This window comes from Streptomyces sp. NPDC088747 (assembly GCF_044751025.1).
Taxonomy (GTDB): Bacteria; Actinomycetota; Actinomycetes; order Streptomycetales; family Streptomycetaceae; genus Streptomyces.
Genome location: NZ_JBIVKZ010000017.1, coordinates 132,647 through 152,307, shown reverse-complemented (window position 1 = coordinate 152,307; position 19,661 = coordinate 132,647). Strand labels below are relative to the sequence as shown.

The 19,661-nt window shown below is 70.7% G+C and carries 16 protein-coding genes; 14 read left to right on the top strand and 2 right to left on the bottom strand.

From position 1 onward, the window contains the following. Nucleotides 1–110: 110 nt before the first annotated feature. The 7 genes from ACIP79_RS32800 (at nt 111) to ACIP79_RS32770 (ending at nt 7,659) form a co-directional block, all read left to right on the top strand. Nucleotides 111–962, top strand: a complete 852-nt coding sequence (locus ACIP79_RS32800) for an STAS domain-containing protein (protein WP_401229051.1) — start codon at nt 111–113, stop codon at nt 960–962. Continuing rightward, on the top strand, nt 959–1,330 hold the full coding sequence (locus tag ACIP79_RS32795) for an STAS domain-containing protein (protein ID WP_401229048.1): 372 nt from the start codon (nt 959–961) through the stop codon (nt 1,328–1,330). The genes ACIP79_RS32800 and ACIP79_RS32795 overlap by 4 nt, the downstream gene beginning before the upstream one ends. Further along, the gene (locus tag ACIP79_RS32790) at nt 1,327–1,749 is read left to right on the top strand and encodes an anti-sigma regulatory factor (RefSeq protein WP_401229045.1); all 423 of its coding nucleotides are present in this window, start codon (nt 1,327–1,329) and stop codon (nt 1,747–1,749) included. Before ACIP79_RS32795 ends, ACIP79_RS32790 begins: the two co-directional genes overlap by 4 nt. Next, entirely contained in the window at nt 1,737–2,798 is a 1,062-nt protein-coding gene (locus tag ACIP79_RS32785; protein WP_401229042.1) for an ATP-binding SpoIIE family protein phosphatase, read from the top strand. Before ACIP79_RS32790 ends, ACIP79_RS32785 begins: the two co-directional genes overlap by 13 nt. Nucleotides 2,799–2,813: 15 nt before the next feature. Continuing rightward, nucleotides 2,814–4,301 carry a sensor histidine kinase gene (locus ACIP79_RS32780; RefSeq protein ID WP_401229039.1) on the top strand — a complete coding sequence of 496 codons (1,488 nt, stop codon included), beginning with the start codon at nt 2,814–2,816 and terminating at the stop codon, nt 4,299–4,301. Further along, nucleotides 4,291–5,895 carry a SpoIIE family protein phosphatase gene (locus ACIP79_RS32775; protein WP_401229036.1) on the top strand — a complete coding sequence of 535 codons (1,605 nt, stop codon included), beginning with the start codon at nt 4,291–4,293 and terminating at the stop codon, nt 5,893–5,895. The genes ACIP79_RS32780 and ACIP79_RS32775 overlap by 11 nt, the downstream gene beginning before the upstream one ends. A 366-nt stretch (nt 5,896–6,261) precedes the next feature. Further along, nucleotides 6,262–7,659: a glycoside hydrolase family 16 protein gene (locus ACIP79_RS32770; RefSeq protein WP_401229033.1), complete on the top strand. Its 1,398-nt coding sequence runs from the start codon at nt 6,262–6,264 to the stop codon at nt 7,657–7,659. A gap of 73 nt (nt 7,660–7,732) precedes the next feature. Here the strand turns inward: ACIP79_RS32770 and ACIP79_RS32765 are convergent, their stop codons facing one another. Beyond that, entirely contained in the window at nt 7,733–8,695 is a 963-nt protein-coding gene (locus ACIP79_RS32765) for a helix-turn-helix domain-containing protein (protein ID WP_401229031.1), read from the bottom strand. 145 nt (nt 8,696–8,840) lie between these two features. Here ACIP79_RS32765 and tkt point away from each other — a divergent pair, with 145 nt between their 5' ends. Genes tkt through ACIP79_RS32730 form a run of 7 tightly spaced genes read left to right on the top strand, consistent with a single transcriptional unit; the run spans nt 8,841 to nt 17,802 of the window. Continuing rightward, entirely contained in the window at nt 8,841–10,940 is a 2,100-nt protein-coding gene (gene tkt, locus ACIP79_RS32760; protein ID WP_401229027.1) for a transketolase, read from the top strand. A 19-nt stretch (nt 10,941–10,959) separates the two neighbouring features. Beyond that, nucleotides 10,960–12,105: a transaldolase gene (tal, locus tag ACIP79_RS32755; RefSeq protein ID WP_401229025.1), complete on the top strand. Its 1,146-nt coding sequence runs from the start codon at nt 10,960–10,962 to the stop codon at nt 12,103–12,105. Then, nucleotides 12,102–13,748, top strand: coding sequence for a glucose-6-phosphate dehydrogenase (zwf, locus tag ACIP79_RS32750; protein WP_401229022.1), 1,647 nt, complete (start codon nt 12,102–12,104; stop codon nt 13,746–13,748). Before tal ends, zwf begins: the two co-directional genes overlap by 4 nt. Beyond that, entirely contained in the window at nt 13,745–14,680 is a 936-nt protein-coding gene (gene opcA, locus ACIP79_RS32745) for a glucose-6-phosphate dehydrogenase assembly protein OpcA (protein WP_401229020.1), read from the top strand. Before zwf ends, opcA begins: the two co-directional genes overlap by 4 nt. Continuing rightward, nucleotides 14,673–16,322 carry a glucose-6-phosphate isomerase gene (pgi, locus tag ACIP79_RS32740; protein ID WP_401229018.1) on the top strand — a complete coding sequence of 550 codons (1,650 nt, stop codon included), beginning with the start codon at nt 14,673–14,675 and terminating at the stop codon, nt 16,320–16,322. Before opcA ends, pgi begins: the two co-directional genes overlap by 8 nt. Nucleotides 16,323–16,327: 5 nt before the next feature. Next, on the top strand, nt 16,328–17,206 hold the full coding sequence (gnd, locus tag ACIP79_RS32735) for a phosphogluconate dehydrogenase (NAD(+)-dependent, decarboxylating) (protein ID WP_401229016.1): 879 nt from the start codon (nt 16,328–16,330) through the stop codon (nt 17,204–17,206). A gap of 5 nt (nt 17,207–17,211) precedes the next feature. Then, nucleotides 17,212–17,802, top strand: coding sequence for a histidine phosphatase family protein (locus ACIP79_RS32730; RefSeq protein ID WP_401229015.1), 591 nt, complete (start codon nt 17,212–17,214; stop codon nt 17,800–17,802). Nucleotides 17,803–17,824: 22 nt separating this feature from the next. Here the strand turns inward: ACIP79_RS32730 and ACIP79_RS32725 are convergent, their stop codons facing one another. Further along, nucleotides 17,825–19,615, bottom strand: a complete 1,791-nt coding sequence (locus tag ACIP79_RS32725) for a bifunctional sugar phosphate isomerase/epimerase/4-hydroxyphenylpyruvate dioxygenase family protein (protein WP_401229013.1) — start codon at nt 19,613–19,615, stop codon at nt 17,825–17,827. Nucleotides 19,616–19,661 lie beyond the last annotated feature (46 nt).

Below are 19,661 nucleotides of genomic sequence, written 5' to 3'. Positions count from 1 at the left end.
CGGCCGCCGATCCCCCGGCGCCCGCCACCCTGCCGTGCCTGTCCGACCCTTGCCGTACGCTTCGCGAGCCAACCTTGATGCGACGATATGAAGACCGAAGGAGCACCTCAATGGTGAAGCGGGACAACGCTGTGGACCTGGTGAAGCTCCTGACGGTCGAGGACCAGGACCTGGCCGCGTCATGGGTCCGGGAGGTGTCGGGTTCACTGGGCGGTCGCATCAGTGCGGCGGAACTCGACCGGGAGCTGCGTGAGTTGTACGAGGCGCTGGTGGAGGCTCTGCGGCAGGGTGCCACCGACGTCCACTCGGAGCAGATGTCGGAAGTCCGCGCCCTGCTGACGGAGCTCTCGCGGAACAGGGCCCGGCAGAACTTCTCGCCCAGCGAGACCGCCGTGAGCCTCTTCGCGCTGAAGCGGGTTCTCGAGCCGGCGCTGGAGAACGGCTCCGCCGACGTGGTCCGCGGATATCTGCAACTGGCCCGGATCCTGGACGGCCTGGGCCTCTTCACCATCGAGACGTACACGCAGACGCGGGACGAGCTCATCACGGCGCAGGCGGAGCAGCTTCTCGAACTGTCCACCCCGGTGGTCAGGCTGTGGGACGGGGTCATCGCCGTACCGCTGGTCGGCACGCTGGACTCGGCGCGCACGCAGGTGGTGATGGAGAAGCTCCTCCAGGCCCTCGTGGACACCGGCTCGGAGCAGGCGATCATCGACATCACGGGCGTGCCCGCGGTCGACACCCAGGTCGCCCAGCACCTGCTCAAGACCATCGTCGCCGCGCGGCTGATGGGCGCCGAGTGCACCGTGTCCGGCATCAGCCCGCAGATCGCGCAGACCATCGTCGCGCTGGGGATCGAGTTCGACGGCATCGTGACGAAGGCCAGCCTGGCCGACGCCCTCAAGCTGGCCCTGCGCAGGTCCGGCGTGGACCTGGTCGCTCACCAGGGCGCGAAGCGATGAGTGACCGCATCCCGATCCTGCGGCTCGGCGACACCCTCGTCGTGTCCGTACAGTTCGACCTCGAGGACCAGACGGTGCTCAACCTCCAGGAGGACCTGGCCGAGCAGATCGTGGCCAGGTCGGCCCAGGGCGTGATCATCGACATCAGCGCCCTGGAGATCGTCGACTCCTTCGTGGGACGCATGCTGGCGACGGTCGCCTCCATATCGCGCGTGCTCGACGCCCGGACCGTGGTCGTCGGCATGCGTCCGGCCGTGGCCATCACCCTGGTGGAGCTGGGTCTCTCGCTCGGTGGCGTCAGCACCGCCCTGGATCTGGAGAAGGGGCTGGCGAAACTCCGCCGGCCCGCCAGTTCGGCCTTGCGGTGACGGCGCCCTGGACCGCGGGAGAAGAGCCCCAGGTCTATCCCATCGCGCGCAGCGGCGACCTCGTGCACATCCGCCAGGCGATCCGCGCGCTGTCCCAGCAGTGCGGTCTGTCGCTGGTCGACCAGACGAAGATCATCACCGCGGCGAGCGAACTCGCCCGCAACGCCCTCACCTACGGCGGCGGGGGCACGGTCAGTGCCGGACTGGTCCGCGTCGACAACAAGCGTGGCGTGGCCGCCGTCTTCGAGGACTCAGGACCCGGTATCCCCGATGTCGACCAGGCGATGACCGACGGCTGGACGTCGGGCAGTGGGCTGGGCCTGGGGCTCAGCGGGGCCCGGCGGCTCGTCGACGACTTCCGGTTGCGCACCGCGCCGGGCGAGGGCACGGCCGTGACCATCGTCAAGTGGGTGCGATGAACACCGACACCATCCTGGACGGCGAGGACGTGGCCTGGTTCCGGGACGGTGCGTCGCTGGCGACGGCGGCGCGCGGCGCGGCCGCCACGCTGGCCCGGCGAATCGGGCTCAACAGCCACCGGTCGGCCGAGGTCGCCCTCGCCGTCACCGAGGCCGCCACGAACGTACAACGGCACGCCGAGGACGGGGCCCTCCTGCTGCGCGTGGTGCGGGCCGGGGACGAGGCCGGAGTGGAGTTCCTCACCGTCGACTCCGGGCCCGGGATGGCGGACGTCTCCGCCTCGCTCGCCGACGGAGTGTCCAGCGCGGGCACCCTGGGCATCGGTCTCGGCGCTGTCGCCCGCCTCGCGGACCACTTCGACCTGCACTCCGTCGCGGGCCGCGGGACTGTCATGACGGCGCGGTTCTGGTCGCGCACCGTGGACGGCAGAGCCGTGGCCGGCCCGTCGGGCGCGTCGCCCGCCTCCGGTGTGACCAGGCCCATCAGCGGGGAGAGCGTGTGCGGGGACGCGTGGGCCGTGCGTGCCGTGGACGATGGCGGACACCGTCCGGCTCTCCTGGTCATGCTCTGTGACGGTCTGGGCCACGGGCCGCTCGCCGCGCGCGCGAGTCACGCGGCGGTCAAGGCGTTCCACGCCACGCGTGACCTCAGCCCGGAGGGCGTCCTCACCGCCGTGCACCTCGCGTTGCGTGGAACGCGTGGCGGCGCGGTCGCCGTGGCGCGGATCGAGCCCGCCGCGGGACGGCTGCTGTACTGCGGGATCGGCAACGTCAGCGGCTTCCTCCTGGGCGACGACGGGCGCAGGGCGCTGCTGTCCGCGCCGGGAATCGTCGGCGCGCACATGCGGCGGCTGCGGACGTTCGAGGAACCGCTTCCCGATCACGGCGCGTTGGTGATGCACTCGGACGGGCTGACCGAACGCTGGGACCATCGAACGCTGCCGGGTCTGCTCAACCACTCGCCGCTCGTCATGGCGGGACAGTTGCTCCGCGAAGCCGGTGTACGGCGGGACGACGCCGGCGTGGTCGTGGTCAAGGGGGCCTGGTGATCGTCGAAGGGCGGGATGAGGGTGGCGGCCGGCGCGTCTGAACCGGGCCTTCGCGGCGGCGCGCCCGGCGCCGGGCGCCCGTCCGCGGCCGGGCCGGTCCACCCGGTGGCGTCCTTCGCCCTGTCGACGGCCCAGGACGTGTTCGGCCTGCGTCGCAGCGCCCAACAGGCCGCGGCGGCACTGTCGTTGGAGCGCCAGGATCAGGTCCGTCTCGCGACCGCGCTGAGCGAACTCGGCCGGGACCGGCTCGGGTGCCGCGGTCTTGAGGTCTCCTTCGGCCTGGACTCGACAAGCCGGTCGACGTGCCTGGTCGTCACCTTCACCTGGCACGACGGTCCGCCGCCCGCGCGGGACACCCTCGCCCTGGCCGCGAAACTCGTCCGGGTCGGCTTCGAGCCCGGTGCGACGGTCAGCCGGATCGTCGTCACCCAGCCGCTCCCCGCGGACGGCGTGCGGGCGAGCGAGCGGCGCACCAGGCTGGCGGAGGTGCTCAAGGACGTCGTCCGGTCCACCGAGACGGACGACCTGCGCGCGCAGACCCGCGACCTGATCGCCACGCTGGAGGAAACCCGCGCCCAGGGCGAGGAACTGCGGCGGCTCAACGAGGAGTTGGAGGAGACCAACCAGGGGGTGCTCGCCCTCTACACCGAGCTGACGCAGGAGCTGGAGGCGACCAACAGCGGCGTGCTCGCCCTGCACACGGAACTGGAGGACAAGCGGCGCCAGTTGCAGGAGGCGAGCGAGGCGAAGACCCGGTTCTGGACGAACATAAGCCACGAACTGCGCACCCCCGTCAACTCCGTGGTCGGCCTCTCCGCGCTGCTGCTGGCGCCCGGTCCCCGGCCGCTCAGCGACGAGCAGCAGGTGCAGGTCGAACTGATCGAGTCCTCCGGCCATATCCTGCTGTCGCTCGTGAGCGACCTGCTGGACGTCGCGAAGGCCGAGGCGGGCCACCTCGACGTGCATCCGCGGCCGGTGGACCTGCCGCTGCTCGTCGCCCACCTCAGCGGCATCCTGCTGAGCGGCCACGGCCACGACCGGGTCACCCTCGTCACCCCGAGCCTCGAACAGTTGCCGCCTCTGGTGACCGACGAGACCCTGCTGGTCCGCATCCTGCGCAACCTGCTCTCCAACGCCCTCAAGTTCACCGAGCGGGGCGAAGTACGCCTGGACATCACCGTGGATCCCGAATCACCCGCTCCCGCCGTGCTGTTCACCGTCACGGACACCGGGATCGGCATCCCCGCCGACGAACTCGACCGGGTCTTCGAGGCGTTCTACCAGGTCCGCGGCCCTCACCAGAGCGAACGGCCCGGCACCGGCCTGGGCCTGCCCTACGCCCGGACGCTCGCCGAACTGCTGGGCGGGTCCCTCACCCTCACCAGCACCGAGGGCGTCGGCACCCGGGTGCGGCTGAGCGTGCCGGACCTCGGCGACGGGCACACGAAACAGCTGGGAGCCGAAGGGCGACCGGAAACCGAGAGGGCAGGCCGTGACCGATAGAGCCCAGGACATTCTGCCCGCGACCGTCCTGGTCGTCGACGACAACGAGACGACCCGCTACGTCCTCACCAGCTGGCTGCGGCGCGCGGGACACACCGTCATCGGCGTCGGCACCGGCGCGGCGGGGCTGGCCCGGCTGCACGCCGGCGCGGACCCGCTGCCGGACATCGCGATCATCGACGTACGGCTGCCCGACATGAGCGGCTTCGAGGTCAGCGAACGTGTCAGGAGTGACCCGCGGACGACCAATCTGCCGATCATCCAGATATCCGCGGCCGCCATCACCCCCGACGACCACGCGGAAGGGCTGAGACGGGGCGCGGACGCCTACCTCGACCAGCCCATCGACCCCGGTGAGCTGCTCGCCACGGTCGCCGCCACCCTGCGTTACGCCAGGGCCCGCCAGCGCGCCGAGCGGCTCGCGACCCGGCTGATCGCCCTGAACCAGGCGACGCTGGACGTCTACAGCGCCGTCGGCTTCCACTCCTTCGCCTCGGCAGCGACCGGTGGCGCGGCCGCCGTGCTGGCCAGCCCCGCCAGCGCGGTGTTCCTCTCGCCCCAGACGCAGGCGGTCCACAGCATGATCGACGGCCCGGGTACGCCCGTCCGCACCCGCGCCGCCCGGCCGGGACTGCTGGACCAGCTGGCGTCCCACGGCCTGAACCTGGACACGGGGGTCACCGTCGTCCGCGTCCCGGAGAACCGGTGGCGCACCCTGCTGCCGGCCGACCACCTGTCCGGGGAGGTCGCGCTCGCCGTGGCCCGCACCAAACGCGGACGCCCGCCCGTCTGCCTGGCCGTCCCCGCCACCGCCCTGCGAAGCGCGGACGACGAACAGCTCCTGCAACAACTGACCAACGCCGGCGCCCTGGCCCTGGAAGCCCTGCGGACCTACAACGAGGAGCACGCCCTCGGCCTGGCCCTGCAACGGTCCTTCCTCCCCGAGAAGTTGCCGACCGTCCCGGGCATCGAGCTGGCCTTCCGCTACCTCCCCGCCTCCGAACACGCCGAGATCGGCGGAGACTTCTACGAGGCGGTCCGGACCGCGAACGGCCTGCTGCTCGCCATAGGCGATGTCGTCGGGCACTCGGTGACCGCAGCGACCGTCATGGGGGAGGTACGCCACGCACTGCGCGCGTACGCCATCGAAGGCCACCCTCCCCACCACATCCTTCAACGCCTGGAACAGCTGCTCGGCCAGTCACAGCCCGGCATCACGGTCACCCTCTGCCTCATCCTGGTCGCACCGGACGCCCGCCGTCTGGACATCGCCAACGCCGGTCACATCCCACCGCTGGTGATCCACCCGGAGGAGGGGCCGCGGTTCCACCACCCGCACGGTCCGCTGCTGGGCCTCGGCCTCCCGCATCCGGCGCCCACCGTGCTGCGGACGCCGCCCGGCACCCGCCTCCTGATGGTGACCGACGGACTGGTCGAGGTACGCACCGCCGATCTGGAGACCACCCTCGCCGAGTTCCGCGACGCGGTGGCCGCCGGGCCGGACGACCTGGAAGAACTCTGCGATCTGCTTCTGGAGCGGTTCGGCCAGAACAAGGACGACGACATCGCCCTGCTCACGGCGCGGTTCGCGTAAGCCGCAGACGCAGCGGGCCGGGACAGCGCGGTGCCGGCGGCCCGCGCCCCCCTTCCTTCACGGCGTGAACTCCCGTGCGGCCCAAGGACTTTACCGACCACACCTCTTGACGGCCGGGGCGGCAGAGAGCACATTGGCCGCGCGGCCGAATTGAGAGCGCTCTCAAAAGGCGCTCGACACTCGCTCGAAGCGCCACCTGGAGCACTTCCCCCGCACCATCCGGAGCACCCCCCACCGCAGCACTCGCGCCCCACCCACAGCACCCCCCACCGCACCACCCGCAGCCCCATCGCTCCCAGGTGACAGCGCGCTCACCCGACACCGCACGCACCCGCCCATCCCCACTCCGTACCCGAAGAGGCACCCATGCGTGAACCCTCCGGCACACCCGGCGCTCCAGGCAGACGCCGCCCGTTACGGCGGCTGCTCGTGGCCGCGTTCAGCACACTCGCCGTGACGGCCGCGGCCGCCACCGCCGCCACCCTTCCCGCGAGCGCCACCGCTCCCCCGCCGCCCACCGGCTGGTCCCAGGTCTTCGTCGACGACTTCAACGGCGCCGCCGGAACCGGCGTCAACACCGCCAACTGGCAGTACACGACGGGTACGAGCTATCCCGGCGGACCCGCCAACTTCGGTACCGGCGAGATCGAGACGATGACGTCGAGCACCAACAACGTCTCGCTCGACGGCTCCGGCAACCTCCGCATCACCCCGCTGCGCGACGCCTCGGGCAACTGGACCTCGGGCCGCATCGAGACGGTACGCACCGACTTCCAGCCCCCCGCGGGCGGCAAACTGCGCGTCGAGTCCCGTATCCAGATGCCGAACGTGACCGGCGCGGCCGCCCGGGGCTACTGGCCCGCCTTCTGGATGCTGGGCGCGCCCTTCCGCGGCAACTATTGGAACTGGCCGGGCGTGGGCGAGCTGGACATCATGGAGAACGTCCAGGGCCTGGGCACCCTGTGGGCCACCATGCACTGCGGCACCTCCCCGGGCGGCCCGTGCAACGAGACGACCGGCATCGGTGGCTCCACCCCCTGCGCGACCTGCCAGACGAGCTTCCACACCTTCGCGGTGGAGTGGGACAAGTCCACCAGCGTCGAGGAGATGCGCTTCTACCTCGACGGGGTCAACTTCCATACGGTGAGGGCGAATCAGGTCGACGCGACGACCTGGACGAACGCCACGAACCACGGCTACTTCATCATCCTCAACGTCGCGATGGGCGGCGGCTTCGTGGACGCGTTCGGCGGCGGACCCGACGCGGCGACGGTCCCGGGGCGTCCGATGGTGGTGGACTACGTCCAGGTTCTCACCAGTGGGAGCGGTACCACCCCGCCGCCGACCGGCAACCGTGACGCCTACAGCGCCATCCAGGCCGAGTCGTACAACGCCCAGGGCGGCGTGGGCACCGAGTCGACCACGGACTCGGGCGGCGGCCAGAACCTGAGCGCGCTCGGCAACGGCGACTGGGCCCAGTTCGACGGCGTCAACTTCGGCTCCACGGCGGCGACCCAGTTCGTCGCCCGGGTCGCGAGCGGCGCGTCCTCCGGAGTGAGCGGACTGGTCGAGGTGCGCCTGGACAGCCGTACGAGCACCCCCATCGGCAGCTTCGCCCTCGCCAACACCGGCGGCTGGCAGAGCTGGCGGAGCATCCCGGCGAACATCAGCGGCGTCACCGGCACACACACCGTCTACCTGACCTTCACCAGCGGCCAGCCGGCCGACTTCGTGAACGTCAACTGGTTCAACTTCGGCCGCTGACCGGGCACTAGCCGATCAGCACCGACGGAGGGGCGGGCCGCGAGGTCCGCCCCTCTCCGCGCGCCCCGCACCCTCAGCGCAGTTCCGCCCGGAACCCCGCCGGGGTCGCGTCCGTGTGCTGGTGGAAGAACTTGGAGAAGTTCGCGGAGTCGGGGAAGCCCACGGCGACGCCGATACGGCCGATCGGGATGTCCGTGTGGGCGAGGAGGCGCTTGGCCTCCAGGATCACCCGTTTGTCGATGAAGCCCTTCGGGGTCTCACCGGTGGCGGCGCGGACCGCGCGGACCAGGGTGCGGCGGGAGTAACCGAGGGCGTCGGCGTACGCGCTGACGCTGTGGTTGGTGGCGAACCCCTTCTCCACCGCGTCCCGGAAGCGGGTGAACGCGGTGTCGCTCTGCTCGCCGGCCGCCTTCGCCGAACTGGCCGCGAGGTGGGCGAGGCGGAGCAGGAACGCGGTCAGGGAGTGCCGCAGCACCGAGGTGTGCAGGCTCAGCGGCAGCGTGGTCGTGTCGACGTACTCGCGTTCCAGCTGGGCGAGCGAGTGCTCCAGGGCGGCCAGTTGGGCCGGGTCGGGGCGCAGCAGCGGCGGCTGGTCGTAGCGGTAGAGGCCGGTCGCCTCGACCGTCGCCCGCGGCAGGAAGCCGGGTTGCATGGTGAGGACGATGCCCTGGTGGTCGTCGCCGGTGAAGCGGTGCACCTGGCCGGGGCGGATCCACAGGATGTCGCCCGCGGAGACCTCGTACTCGGCGAAGTCGATCATGTGCCGTACGGGTCCCGCGTGGAACAGCATCACCACGTGGAAGTCGATGCGGTGCACGCGCTCCAGCGGCGCCTCCGCGTGCCAGGTGCGGCCGGTCCCCATCGCCCCTATCTGCATGCCGACGCCGGAGACGCTCAGGTCCGCGGGGAACGGGAAGGTCCTGATCCCGTCCTCGGAGCGGTGACCGGCTCCGAGGACGGGCCTGCCCTCGGTCCCGGCCCCGCCGCTGCCCCTGCCTTCGCCCACGGCCCCGTCTTGGGTGTTTCTGTCGGTCATGTCCCTCTCGCGCCGGCTCGATCCGGTACTGCGTGTCCCACTTTCACCGAAGGCTGACACAGGGGCACCTTTCCCGGCAAAAGTCAGACTTTTAAGTTTGAACGCGTCAGAGCAGTTACCCGCTCTTATCGAGGACTTCTTGAAGATGAGCACGCAGCAGAGCCCGGGGACCCCGGGTCACCTCTCCGACGGATTCGAGTGGACCGAGCTGGACCGGCGTGCCGTGGACACCGCCCGTCTGCTGGCGGCCGATGCCGTGCAGCAGGTCGGAAACGGCCACCCCGGCACCGCGATGGCCCTGGCCCCGGCCGCGTACACGCTCTTCCAGAAGGTGATGCGGCACGACCCCGCCGACCCGGAGTGGACCGGCCGCGACCGTTTCGTCCTCTCCCCCGGCCATACCTCGCTGACGCTCTACACCCAGCTCTTTCTTTCAGGTTATGAACTCGGACTCGATGACCTGAAGGCGTTCCGCACGCACGGCTCGAAGACGCCGGGCCACCCGGAGTACGGCCACACCGCGGGCGTCGAGACGACGACGGGTCCGCTCGGCCAGGGTGTCGCCAACGCCGTGGGCATGGCGATGGCCGCCCGTTACGAGCGCGGCCTCTTCGACCCCGAGGCCCCCGAGGGCGAGTCCCCCTTCGACCACACCGTCTGGGCGATCGTCTCGGACGGCGACCTGGAGGAGGGCATCTCCGCCGAGGCCTCCTCCCTCGCCGGACACCAGAAGCTCGGCAACCTCGTCTTCGTCTACGACGACAACCACATCTCCATCGAGGGCGACACGGCGACGGCGTTCTCCGAGGACGTGCTCAAGCGGTACGAGGCGTACGGCTGGCACGTGCAGCGGATCGCGCCCTCGGAAGACGGCGACATCGACGTCCACGCGCTGCACACGGCGCTCGGGGAGGCGCGGGCCGAGACCGCGCGCCCCTCCATCATCGCGATGCGCACGATCATCGCGTGGCCCGCCCCGAACGCGCGGAACACCGAGGCCTCGCACGGTTCGGCGCTCGGCGCCGAGGAGATCGCGGCCACCAAGCGCGTCCTGGGCTTCGACCCGGAGAAGATTTTCGAGGTCGCCGACGAGGTCCTCTCCCACGCCCGCCAGGCCCTCGACCGAGGAGCCGAGGCACACGCCGCCTGGGACAAGCGGCTCGCCGAGTGGCGCACCGCGAACCCCGAGCGGGCCACGCTCTTCGACCGCGTCGTGGCCGGTCAGCTCCCCGAGGGCTGGGAGTCCGCGCTGCCGTCCTTCGAGGCGGGCACGTCCGTCGCCACCCGCGCCGCCTCGGGCAAGGTCCTCCAGGCGCTCGGCGGCGTACTCCCCGAGCTGTGGGGCGGCTCCGCCGACCTCGCCGGCTCGAACAACACGACCATCGACAAGACCAGCTCCTTCCTCCCCGCCGGCAACCCGCTGCCGGAGGCGGACCCGTACGGCCGAACGGTCCACTTCGGCATCCGCGAGCACTCGATGGCCGCCGAGATGAACGGCATCGCGCTGCACGGCAACACCCGCATCTACGGCGGCACCTTCCTGGTGTTCTCCGACTACATGCGCAACGCCGTCCGCCTCTCCGCGCTGATGCAGCTCCCGGTGACGTACGTCTGGACGCACGACTCCATCGGCCTCGGCGAGGACGGCCCGACCCACCAGCCGGTCGAGCACCTGGCCTCGCTGCGCGCGATCCCCGGCCTCAACATCGTCCGCCCGGCCGACGCCAACGAGACGGCGATCGCCTGGGCCGAGATCCTCAAGCGGCACTCCACGAACCCGGCCCCGCACGGCCTGGCGCTGACCCGCCAGGGCGTGCCGACGTACGAGCCCGACGAGGACGCCGCCAAGGGCGGTTACGTCCTGCGGGACGCCACCACCGGCACGCCCGACGTCATCCTCATCGCCACCGGTTCCGAGGTGCAGCTCGCCGTCGAGGCGCGCGAGCGGCTGGAAGCCGAGGGAGTGGGCACGCGGGTGGTGTCGATGCCGTCCGTGGAGTGGTTCGAGGAACAGTCCGCCGAGTACCGCGCGCAGGTGCTTCCGCCGTCCGTGAAGGCCCGCGTGGCGGTCGAGGCGGGCATCGGCCTGACCTGGTACCGGTACGTCGGGGACGCCGGGCGAATCGTTTCGCTGGAGCACTTCGGCGCCTCCGCCGACGCCAAGACCCTGTTCGCCGAGTTCGGGTTCACCCCGGACAACGTCGTCGCCGCCGCCCGGGAATCGCTGGCCGCGTTCCGCGGTTAATCCGATCGCACGAAGGAAGATGATCACTGTGACCGAAGCAACCGCACCCGCGGCAAACCTGAAGCGCCTCTCCGAGGAAGGCGTCTCCATCTGGCTCGACGACCTCTCGCGCAAGCGGATCGAGTCCGGCAACCTCGCCGGTCTCATCCGGGACAAGCACGTGGTGGGCGTCACCACCAACCCCTCCATCTTCCAGGCCGCGATCGGCTCGGGAGAGGGCTACGAGGAGCAGCTCGCCGACCTCGCCACCCGCGGCGTGAGCGTCGAGGAGGCCGTCCGCATGATGACGACCGCCGACGTCCGTGCCGCCGCCGACGTGCTGCGTCCGGCGTACGACGCGACCGGCGGCCGTGACGGCCGGGTCTCCATCGAGGTCGACCCCCGTCTCGCGCACCGCACCACCGCGACGATCGCCGAGGCCAAGCAGCTCTCCTGGCTGGTCGACCGTCCGAACGTGATGATCAAGATCCCCGCGACGAAGGCCGGCCTCCCGGCGATCACCGAGGTCATCGGCCTGGGCATCAGCGTCAACGTCACGCTGATCTTCTCCCTGGAGCGCTACCGCGAGGTCATGGACGTTTACCTGGCGGGCCTGGAGAAGGCGCGGGCCGCCGGCCTGGACCTCTCCGTCATCCACTCGGTGGCCTCCTTCTTCGTCTCCCGCGTCGACAGCGAGATCGACAAGCGGCTTGCGAAGGCCGGCACCGACGAGGCGCTCGCCCTCAAGGGCCGGGCCGCGCTCGCCAACGCCCGGCTCGCCTACGAGGCGTACGAGGAGGTCTTCTCCTCCGACCGCTGGGCCGCCCTCGAAACGGCGCAGGCCAACAGGCAGCGCCCGCTGTGGGCCTCGACCGGCGTCAAGGACCCCTCGTACAAGGACACCCTGTACGTCGACGAGCTGGTGGCGCCCGGCACGGTCAACACCATGCCGGAGGCGACCCTCGACGCCACCGCCGACCACGGTGACATCCACGGCGACGCGGTGACCGGCGGCTACGACCGCGCCCGCGCCGACCTCGCGGCCGTCGAGGCACTCGGGATCTCCTACGACGAGGTCGTGAAGCAGCTGGAGGACGAGGGCGTCTCGAAGTTCGAGGCGGCCTGGGAGGACCTGCTCGGCGCGGTGGCGACCTCGCTGCGCGGCAAGGGAGTTGAGGGGGAATGAGCAAGCGTGAAGCGCTTCCCGGTGGTGCCCCGCAGGCTGCGTCCGCCACGCCGGCGGGACCTGGTGACCCGGCCGTGGAACCGGCCGCGGTGAGCGAGGCGGAGACGGTCTCCGCCGACCTCGACTGGTCGAACCCGCTGCGCGACCCGCAGGACCGCCGGCTCCCCCGGATCGCGGGCCCCTCGGGTCTCGTCATCTTCGGCGTCACCGGCGACCTGTCGCGCAAGAAGCTGATGCCGGCCGTCTACGACCTCGCCAACCGCGGTCTGCTCCCGCCGGGCTTCTCGCTCCTCGGGTTCGCCCGCCGCGAGTGGGAGGACCAGGACTTCGCGCAGGTGGTGCACGACTCGGTGCGCGAGCACGCGCGGACCGAGTTCCGCGAGGAGGTCTGGCAGCAGCTCGCGGAGGGCATGCGGTTCATCCCGGGCGACTTCGACGACGACGCGGCCTTCGAGCAGCTGCGCGCGGCCGTCGACGAGCTGGACTCCTCGCGCGGCACCAGTGGCAACTACGCCTTCTACCTCTCCGTACCGCCGAAGTTCTTCCCCAAGGTCGTCCAGCAGCTCAAGAAGCACGGGCTGGCGGACGCTCCGGAGGGTTCCTGGCGGCGCGCGGTCATCGAGAAGCCGTTCGGGCGCGACCTGGCCAGCGCGCGTGAGCTGAACAAGATCCTGCACGAGGTGTTCGACCCGGAGCAGGTGTTCCGCATCGACCACTACCTCGGCAAGGAGACCGTCCAGAACATCCTGGCGCTCCGCTTCGCCAACCAGATGTACGAGCCCGTCTGGAACCGGTCGTACGTCGACCACGTCCAGATCACGATGGCCGAGGACATCGGCATCGGCGGCCGGGCCGGTTACTACGACGGCATCGGGTCCGCCCGTGACGTGATCCAGAACCACCTCCTCCAGTTGCTGGCGCTGACCGCCATGGAGGAGCCCGCCGCCTTCGACGCCGAGTCGCTGCTCACCGAGAAGCTCAAGGTGTTCAAGGCCGTGAAGCTGCCGGAGGAGTTGGGCGAGCACACCGTGCGCGGCCAGTACGCCGAGAGCTGGCAGGGCGGCGAGCGGGTGCGCGGCTACCTCCAGGAGGACGGCATCGACCCCGCGTCGACGACCGACACCTACGCGGCCGTGAAGCTGGAGGTCGACAACCGCCGCTGGGCGGGCGTCCCCTTCTACCTCAGGACCGGCAAGCGCCTGGGCCGGCGGGTCACCGAGATCGCCGTCGTCTTCCAGCGCGCCCCGCACTCCCCGTTCGACTCGACCGCCACCGAGGAGCTGGGCGCGAACGCGATCGTCTTCCGCGTCCAGCCGGACGAGGGCATGACCGTGCGCTTCGGATCGAAGGTGCCGGGTACGTCGATGGAGATCCGGGACGTCACGATGGACTTCGCTTACGGCGAGTCGTTCACGGAGTCCAGCCCGGAGGCGTACGAACGGCTGATCCTGGATGTCCTGCTCGGCGACGCCAATCTCTTTCCCCGTCACCAGGAGGTGGAAGAGTCCTGGAAGATCCTCGACCCGATCGAGGAGTACTGGGAGAAGCACGGCAAGCCCGCGCAGTACCCCTCGGGCAGCTGGGGCCCGAAGGAAGCCGACGAGATGCTCGCACGAGACGGACGGAGCTGGCGCAGGCCATGAAGATCGACCTCACCGACACCACGGCAAGCAAGATCAACAAGGCGCTCGTGAAGGGACGCCGGGAGATCGGCACTCCCGCCGTGGGCATGGTCCTCACGATGGTCATCGTGACCGACGAGGAGAACGCGTACGACTCCATCAAGGCGGCCGAGGAGGCCTCGCGCGAGCACCCCTCGCGCACCCTGGTCGTCATCAAGCGGGTCGCCCGCACCCCGCGCGACCGCACCAACTCCCGCCTGGACGCGGAGGTCCGCGTCGGCTCCGACGCCGGCACCGGTGAGACGGTCGTGCTGCGGACGTACGGCGAGGTGACCGACCACGCCGACTCGGTGGTCCTGCCGCTGCTGCTGCCCGACGCGCCGGTCGTCGTGTGGTGGCCGGTGGACGCGCCCGAGAACCCCGTCAAGGACCCGCTGGGCGCCCTCGCGCAGCGCCGCATCACCGACATGTACGCCGTCGAGAACCCGCTGCGCGCCCTTGAGGCCCGCACCGCCTCGTACGCGCCCGGTGACACCGACCTCGCGTGGACCCGGCTGACCCCGTGGCGCTCGATGCTGGCCGCCGCGCTCGACCAGTCCCGTACGAAGGTGACCTCGGCGGCCGTCGAGAGCGAGGCCGACAACCCGAGCGCCGAGCTGCTGGCCCGCTGGCTGGAGGCCCGGCTCAAGGTCCAGGTCGAGCGCGTCGTCACCGCGGGACCCGTGGTGACCGCGGTGCGGCTCGGCACGAAGAACGGCGAGATCGTGATCGACCGCCCCGACGGCCCGCTGGCCACCCTGTCCCTGCCCGGCCAGCCCTCCCGCACCCTGGCCCTGAAGGTGCGCTCCACCTCCGAACTGATCGCCGAGGAACTGCGCCGCCTCGACGCGGACGAGATGTACGCCGTGGCCCTGCGGGCCGAGGGCACCAAGGAGACCCCCAGTCATGCCTGACTCCCCCAAGCTCACTCGGCGCCCCGAGTGGGTGGCCCTGGAGGACCACCGCGCGGGTACGCTCCTGCACCCGCACCTGCGTGACCTGTTCGCCGCCGACCCCGCCCGCGCGGAGCGTTACGTCGTGCGCGTCGGTGACCTGCGCATCGACTACTCCAAGCACCTGATCACCGACGAGACCCTCGCCCTGCTCCAGGAACTGGCCACCGCCACCGACGTGTTCGGGCTGCGGGACGCCATGTTCCGGGGCGAGAGGATCAACGTCACCGAGGACCGCGCGGTACTGCACACCGCGCTGCGCGCCCCGCGGGACGCGGTCGTCGAGGTCGACGGGGAGAACGTCGTCCCCGCCGTGCACGAGGTCCTCGACAAGATGACCGACTTCGCCGAGCAGGTCCGCTCCGGCAAGTGGACCGGGCACACCGGCAGGCGCATCAGGAACGTCGTCAACATCGGCATCGGCGGCTCCGACCTCGGTCCCGCGATGGCCTACGAGGCTCTGCGCGCCTTCACCGACCGCGAGTTGACGGTCCGCTTCGTCTCCAACGTCGACGGCGCCGACCTGCACGAGGCGGTACGGGGCCTCGACCCGGCCGAGACGCTGTTCATCGTCGCCTCGAAGACGTTCACCACCATCGAGACCATCACCAACGCGACCTCGGCACGGACCTGGCTGCTCGCCGGTCTCGACGGCGACTCCGCCGCCGTGGCCAGGCACTTCGTCGCCCTGTCCACGAACTCCGAGAAGGTCGCGGACTTCGGTATCGACACCGCGAACATGTTCGGGTTCTGGGACTGGGTCGGCGGACGGTACTCGTTCGACTCCGCGATCGGCCTGTCCCTGATGATCGCGATCGGCCCGGACCGGTTCCGTGAACTGCTCGACGGGTTTCACCTGGTCGACGAGCACTTCCGCACCGCGCCCGCCGAGTCCAACGCACCTCTGCTGCTGGGCCTGTTGGGCATCTGGTACGGCAACTTCTTCGACGCCCAGTCGCACGCCGTGCTGCCGTACTCGCACTACCTGTCCAGGTTCACCGCCTACTTGCAGCAGCTGGACATGGAGTCCAACGGCAAGTCCGTGGACCGCGACGGGCATCCGGTGGAGTGGCAGACCGGCCCGGTGGTGTGGGGCACGCCCGGCACCAACGGACAGCACGCCTACTACCAGCTCATCCACCAGGGCACCAAGCTGATCCCGGCCGACCTGATCGGCTTCGCCAATCCGGTGGACGAGCTGAGTGACGAACTCAAGGCCCAGCACGACCTGTTGATGGCCAACCTCTTCGCGCAGGGCCAGGCCCTCGCGTTCGGCAAGACCGAGGACGAGGTGCGGGCGGAGGGGGTACCCGAGGAGCAGGTGGCGCACCGCACGTTCCGCGGCAACCACCCCACCACGACCATCCTGGCCGCCGAACTGACCCCCTCGGTGCTCGGCCAGCTCATCGCCCTCTACGAGCACAAGGTGTTCGTCCAGGGCGCGGTCTGGAACATCGACTCCTTCGACCAGTGGGGCGTCGAACTCGGCAAGGTCCTCGCCAGGCGCGTGGAACCCGCCCTCACCGAGGGCGCCGACGTTCCCGGCCTCGACTCCTCCACCGCCGCCCTCGTGGCCGCCTACCGCACTCTCCGGAAGAAGTGAACGACATGCAGCTCGGACTCATCGGCCTCGGTAAAATGGGCGGCAACATGCGCGAGCGGATCCGCCGCGCGGGCCACACCGTCATCGGCTACGACCGCAATCCCGACCTCGCCGACGTCAGCAGCCTCAGCGAACTCGTGAGCAAACTCGAAGGCCCGCGTGTGGTGTGGGTGATGGTCCCGGCCGGTGCCGCGACCCAGTCCACCGTCGACGAGCTGGCCGCCCTGCTGTCACCCGGCGACGTCGTCGTGGACGGCGGCAACTCCCGCTGGACGGACGACGAGAAGCACGCCGTCGAACTCGGCATCAAGGGCATCGGCTTCGTCGACGCCGGCGTCTCCGGCGGCGTGTGGGGCCTGGAGAACGGCTACGCCCTGATGGTCGGCGGCGACGCGGAGAACATCGCGAAGGTCCAGCCGGTCTTCGACGCGCTCAAGCCCGAGGGCGACTTCGGCTTCGTGCACGCCGGCAAGGTCGGCGCCGGCCACTTCTCCAAGATGGTCCACAACGGCATCGAGTACGCCATGATGCAGGCCTACGCCGAGGGCTGGGAGCTCCTGGAGAAGGTCGACTCCGTCACCGACGTGCGCGAGGTCTTCCGCTCCTGGCAGGAGGGCACCGTCATCCGCTCCTGGCTGCTCGACCTCGCCGTCAACGCCCTCGACGACGACGAGCACCTGGCGAAGCTGCGCGGCTTCGCGGAGGACTCGGGCGAGGGCCGCTGGACCGTCGAGGCGGCCATCGACAACGCCGTCCCGCTGCCCGCGATCACCGCGTCCCTCTTCGCGCGGTTCGCGTCCCGCCAGGAGGACTCGCCGCAGATGAAGATGGTGGCGGCGCTGCGCAACCAGTTCGGCGGCCACGCAGTCGAGTCGGCGAAGTAACCGCCATGGGGGACCTGTTGCTGGTCCGCCACGGCGAAACCGAGTGGAGCGTGTCGGGCCGGCACACCAGCTGGACCGACCTGCCCCTCACCCAGCGGGGCGAGGAACAGGCCAAGTCCCTCGCCCCGCTGTTCGCCGACCGGACCTTCGCCCTCGCGCTCACCAGCCCGCTGGGCCGCGCGATACGCACCGCGGAACTCGCCGGCCTGTACGGGGCGGTGTCCGATCCCGAGCTGCACGAGTGGGACTACGGCGCGTACGAAGGCGTCACGACCGTCGACATACACCGCACCCGGCCCGACTGGTATCTGTGGAACGACGGGGTCGCGCCGGGCCCTTCGGAGCACCCCGGCGAGTCGCCCGCCGAGGTGGGCAGGCGCGCCGACCGCGTCCTGACCCGCGTCGGGACGGCACTCGACAGCGGTGACGTGGTCCTGGTGGCCCACGCCCACTTCCTGCGGGTCCTCGCCGCGCGCCGCCTCGGGCTTCCCGCAGCGGACGGCCGCCTGTTCCAGCTCGCGACCGGCACGGTCAGCCGGCTCTCGCTGGAGCACGGACGACCGGTGATCGCCGAATGGAACACCAGGGGGAACTGAGTCACTTCGCGGGAGGCGCGCCTCAACGCCCCGGTCGCACCGCGTGCTGCGCGGCGAGCCGCACCGGGGCGTTCTGCGCGCCGTAGCCCCGATAACCCCCGTCGCGCTGGACGAGTTCGAAGAAGACGCGGCCGACGGTCTCCGTGTAGCAGTGCCGGAACTCGCCGTCGGAGTCACGGTCGTAGAGGATGCCGAGTTCGCGGTACGCGGCCAGCTCCTCGTCGGTGAACTCGAAACGGGCGGCGAGGTCGTCGTAGTAGTTGGCGGGCATCGCCAGGAGACGGCCGCCCGCCTCGCGGAAGCGTCGGGCGGCGGTGACCACGTCGTCCGTGGCGAACGCGATGTGCTGGGCGCGGGCGTCTTCGTCGCTGGGGGCCGGTCCGACCGAGAGGGCGATACGCACGGTGCCGTCGGAGTTGGTGACGGCGCGGCTGCGGTGCAGGCCGTAGGGGTCGGCCACGTCGACGCTCTCCTGGGCGCTCAGCCCCAGGACGCTGTGGTGGAAGAGGGCGGCCTCGTCGAACTGGTGCCAGGGCTGGGTGAGGGCCAGGTGGTCGACGCGGGTCAGCCGTCGCGGGTCCCGGCCGTGCTCGACGGGCTCGAAGTCGCCGGTCCAGCTGGGGAGTCCGGGCCGGTCGGTGGCGCAGAAGAACAGTTCGGTGCCGTCGGGCGCGGCCACCGCTTCGAGGGGCGCGTCCCGCAGGGCTCGGCGGCGTGGCAGTACGGGCGCGAGGAGGGACTCGGCACGCCGGGCGGCGCCCGCCGGGTCCGGTGACTCCAGGCCGATGGCGGCGAGCGCGGTGCCGTCGCGCCGGGCGGCCGGACCGGTGTTGACCAGGACTCGGGCCTCGCCCTGTTGCCAGAGGTCCACCGGTTTGCTGCGGTGCCTGGCCGTGCGGGTGAAGCCGAGGGCGGCGAGGAGCGTTGAGACGGGTACGACGTCGGGGGTGACGAGTTCGGCGAAGGCCACGCCGGTGGGGACCACGGGCTCGGGCGGGGCGGCGAGTCCGGTCTCCTCCTGGAGCACGAGCAGGGACCGCCGGGCGTCGACGGCGGTCGGTCCCGCCTCGGCCTGGCGGAAGACGTCGTTGAAGACCTCCAGGGAGAGCGGCCCGTCGTATCCGGCGCGCGTCACGTGCCCGAGCAGCCCGGCGAGGTCGAATCCGCCCTGGCCGGGGAAGCAGCGGTAGTGGCGGCTCCACTGGAGGACGTCCATCGCCATCAGCGGCGCGTCGGCCAACTGCAGGAAGAAGATCTTCTCGCCGGGGATGTCCTCGATGCCCTTGGGGTCGGACCCGCGGGCGAGGATGTGGAAGCTGTCCAGGCAGGTGCCGAGAGCGGGGTGGTCCGCCGCCGCGACGATGTTCCAGGCGTGGTCGTACGTACTCACATGGCGGCCCCAGGCGAGTGCCTCGTACGCCACCCTGATACCGAAGTCCTGCGCCAGGTCCGCGAGTTGGCGCAGCTGATCGGCCGCGAGCTCGTCGTCGTCCACCGCGAGCGGCGAGACGCTGGAGCACACCAGGACGGTGTCCGCGCCCAGCCGTTCCATGACCTCGAACTTGTGCCGCGCCCGGCGCAGTCCGCGTGCGAACTCCTCCTGCGGCACGCCCTCGATGTCGCGCATCGGCTGATACAGGTCGATGGTCAGACCCAGGTCGGCCGTCCGCGCCCTGACCTCCTCCGGGCCGAGCGGACTGGCGAGCAGATCGTTCTCGAAGATCTCCACCCCGTCGAACCCGGCCCTGGCCGCGGCCGTGAGCTTCTCGGTCAGAGATCCACTCAGCGAGACGGTGGCGATGGACGTACGCACGTGGTCACTCCTTCGTTGCCACTGAACCGACAGAAAACGAGCGCCC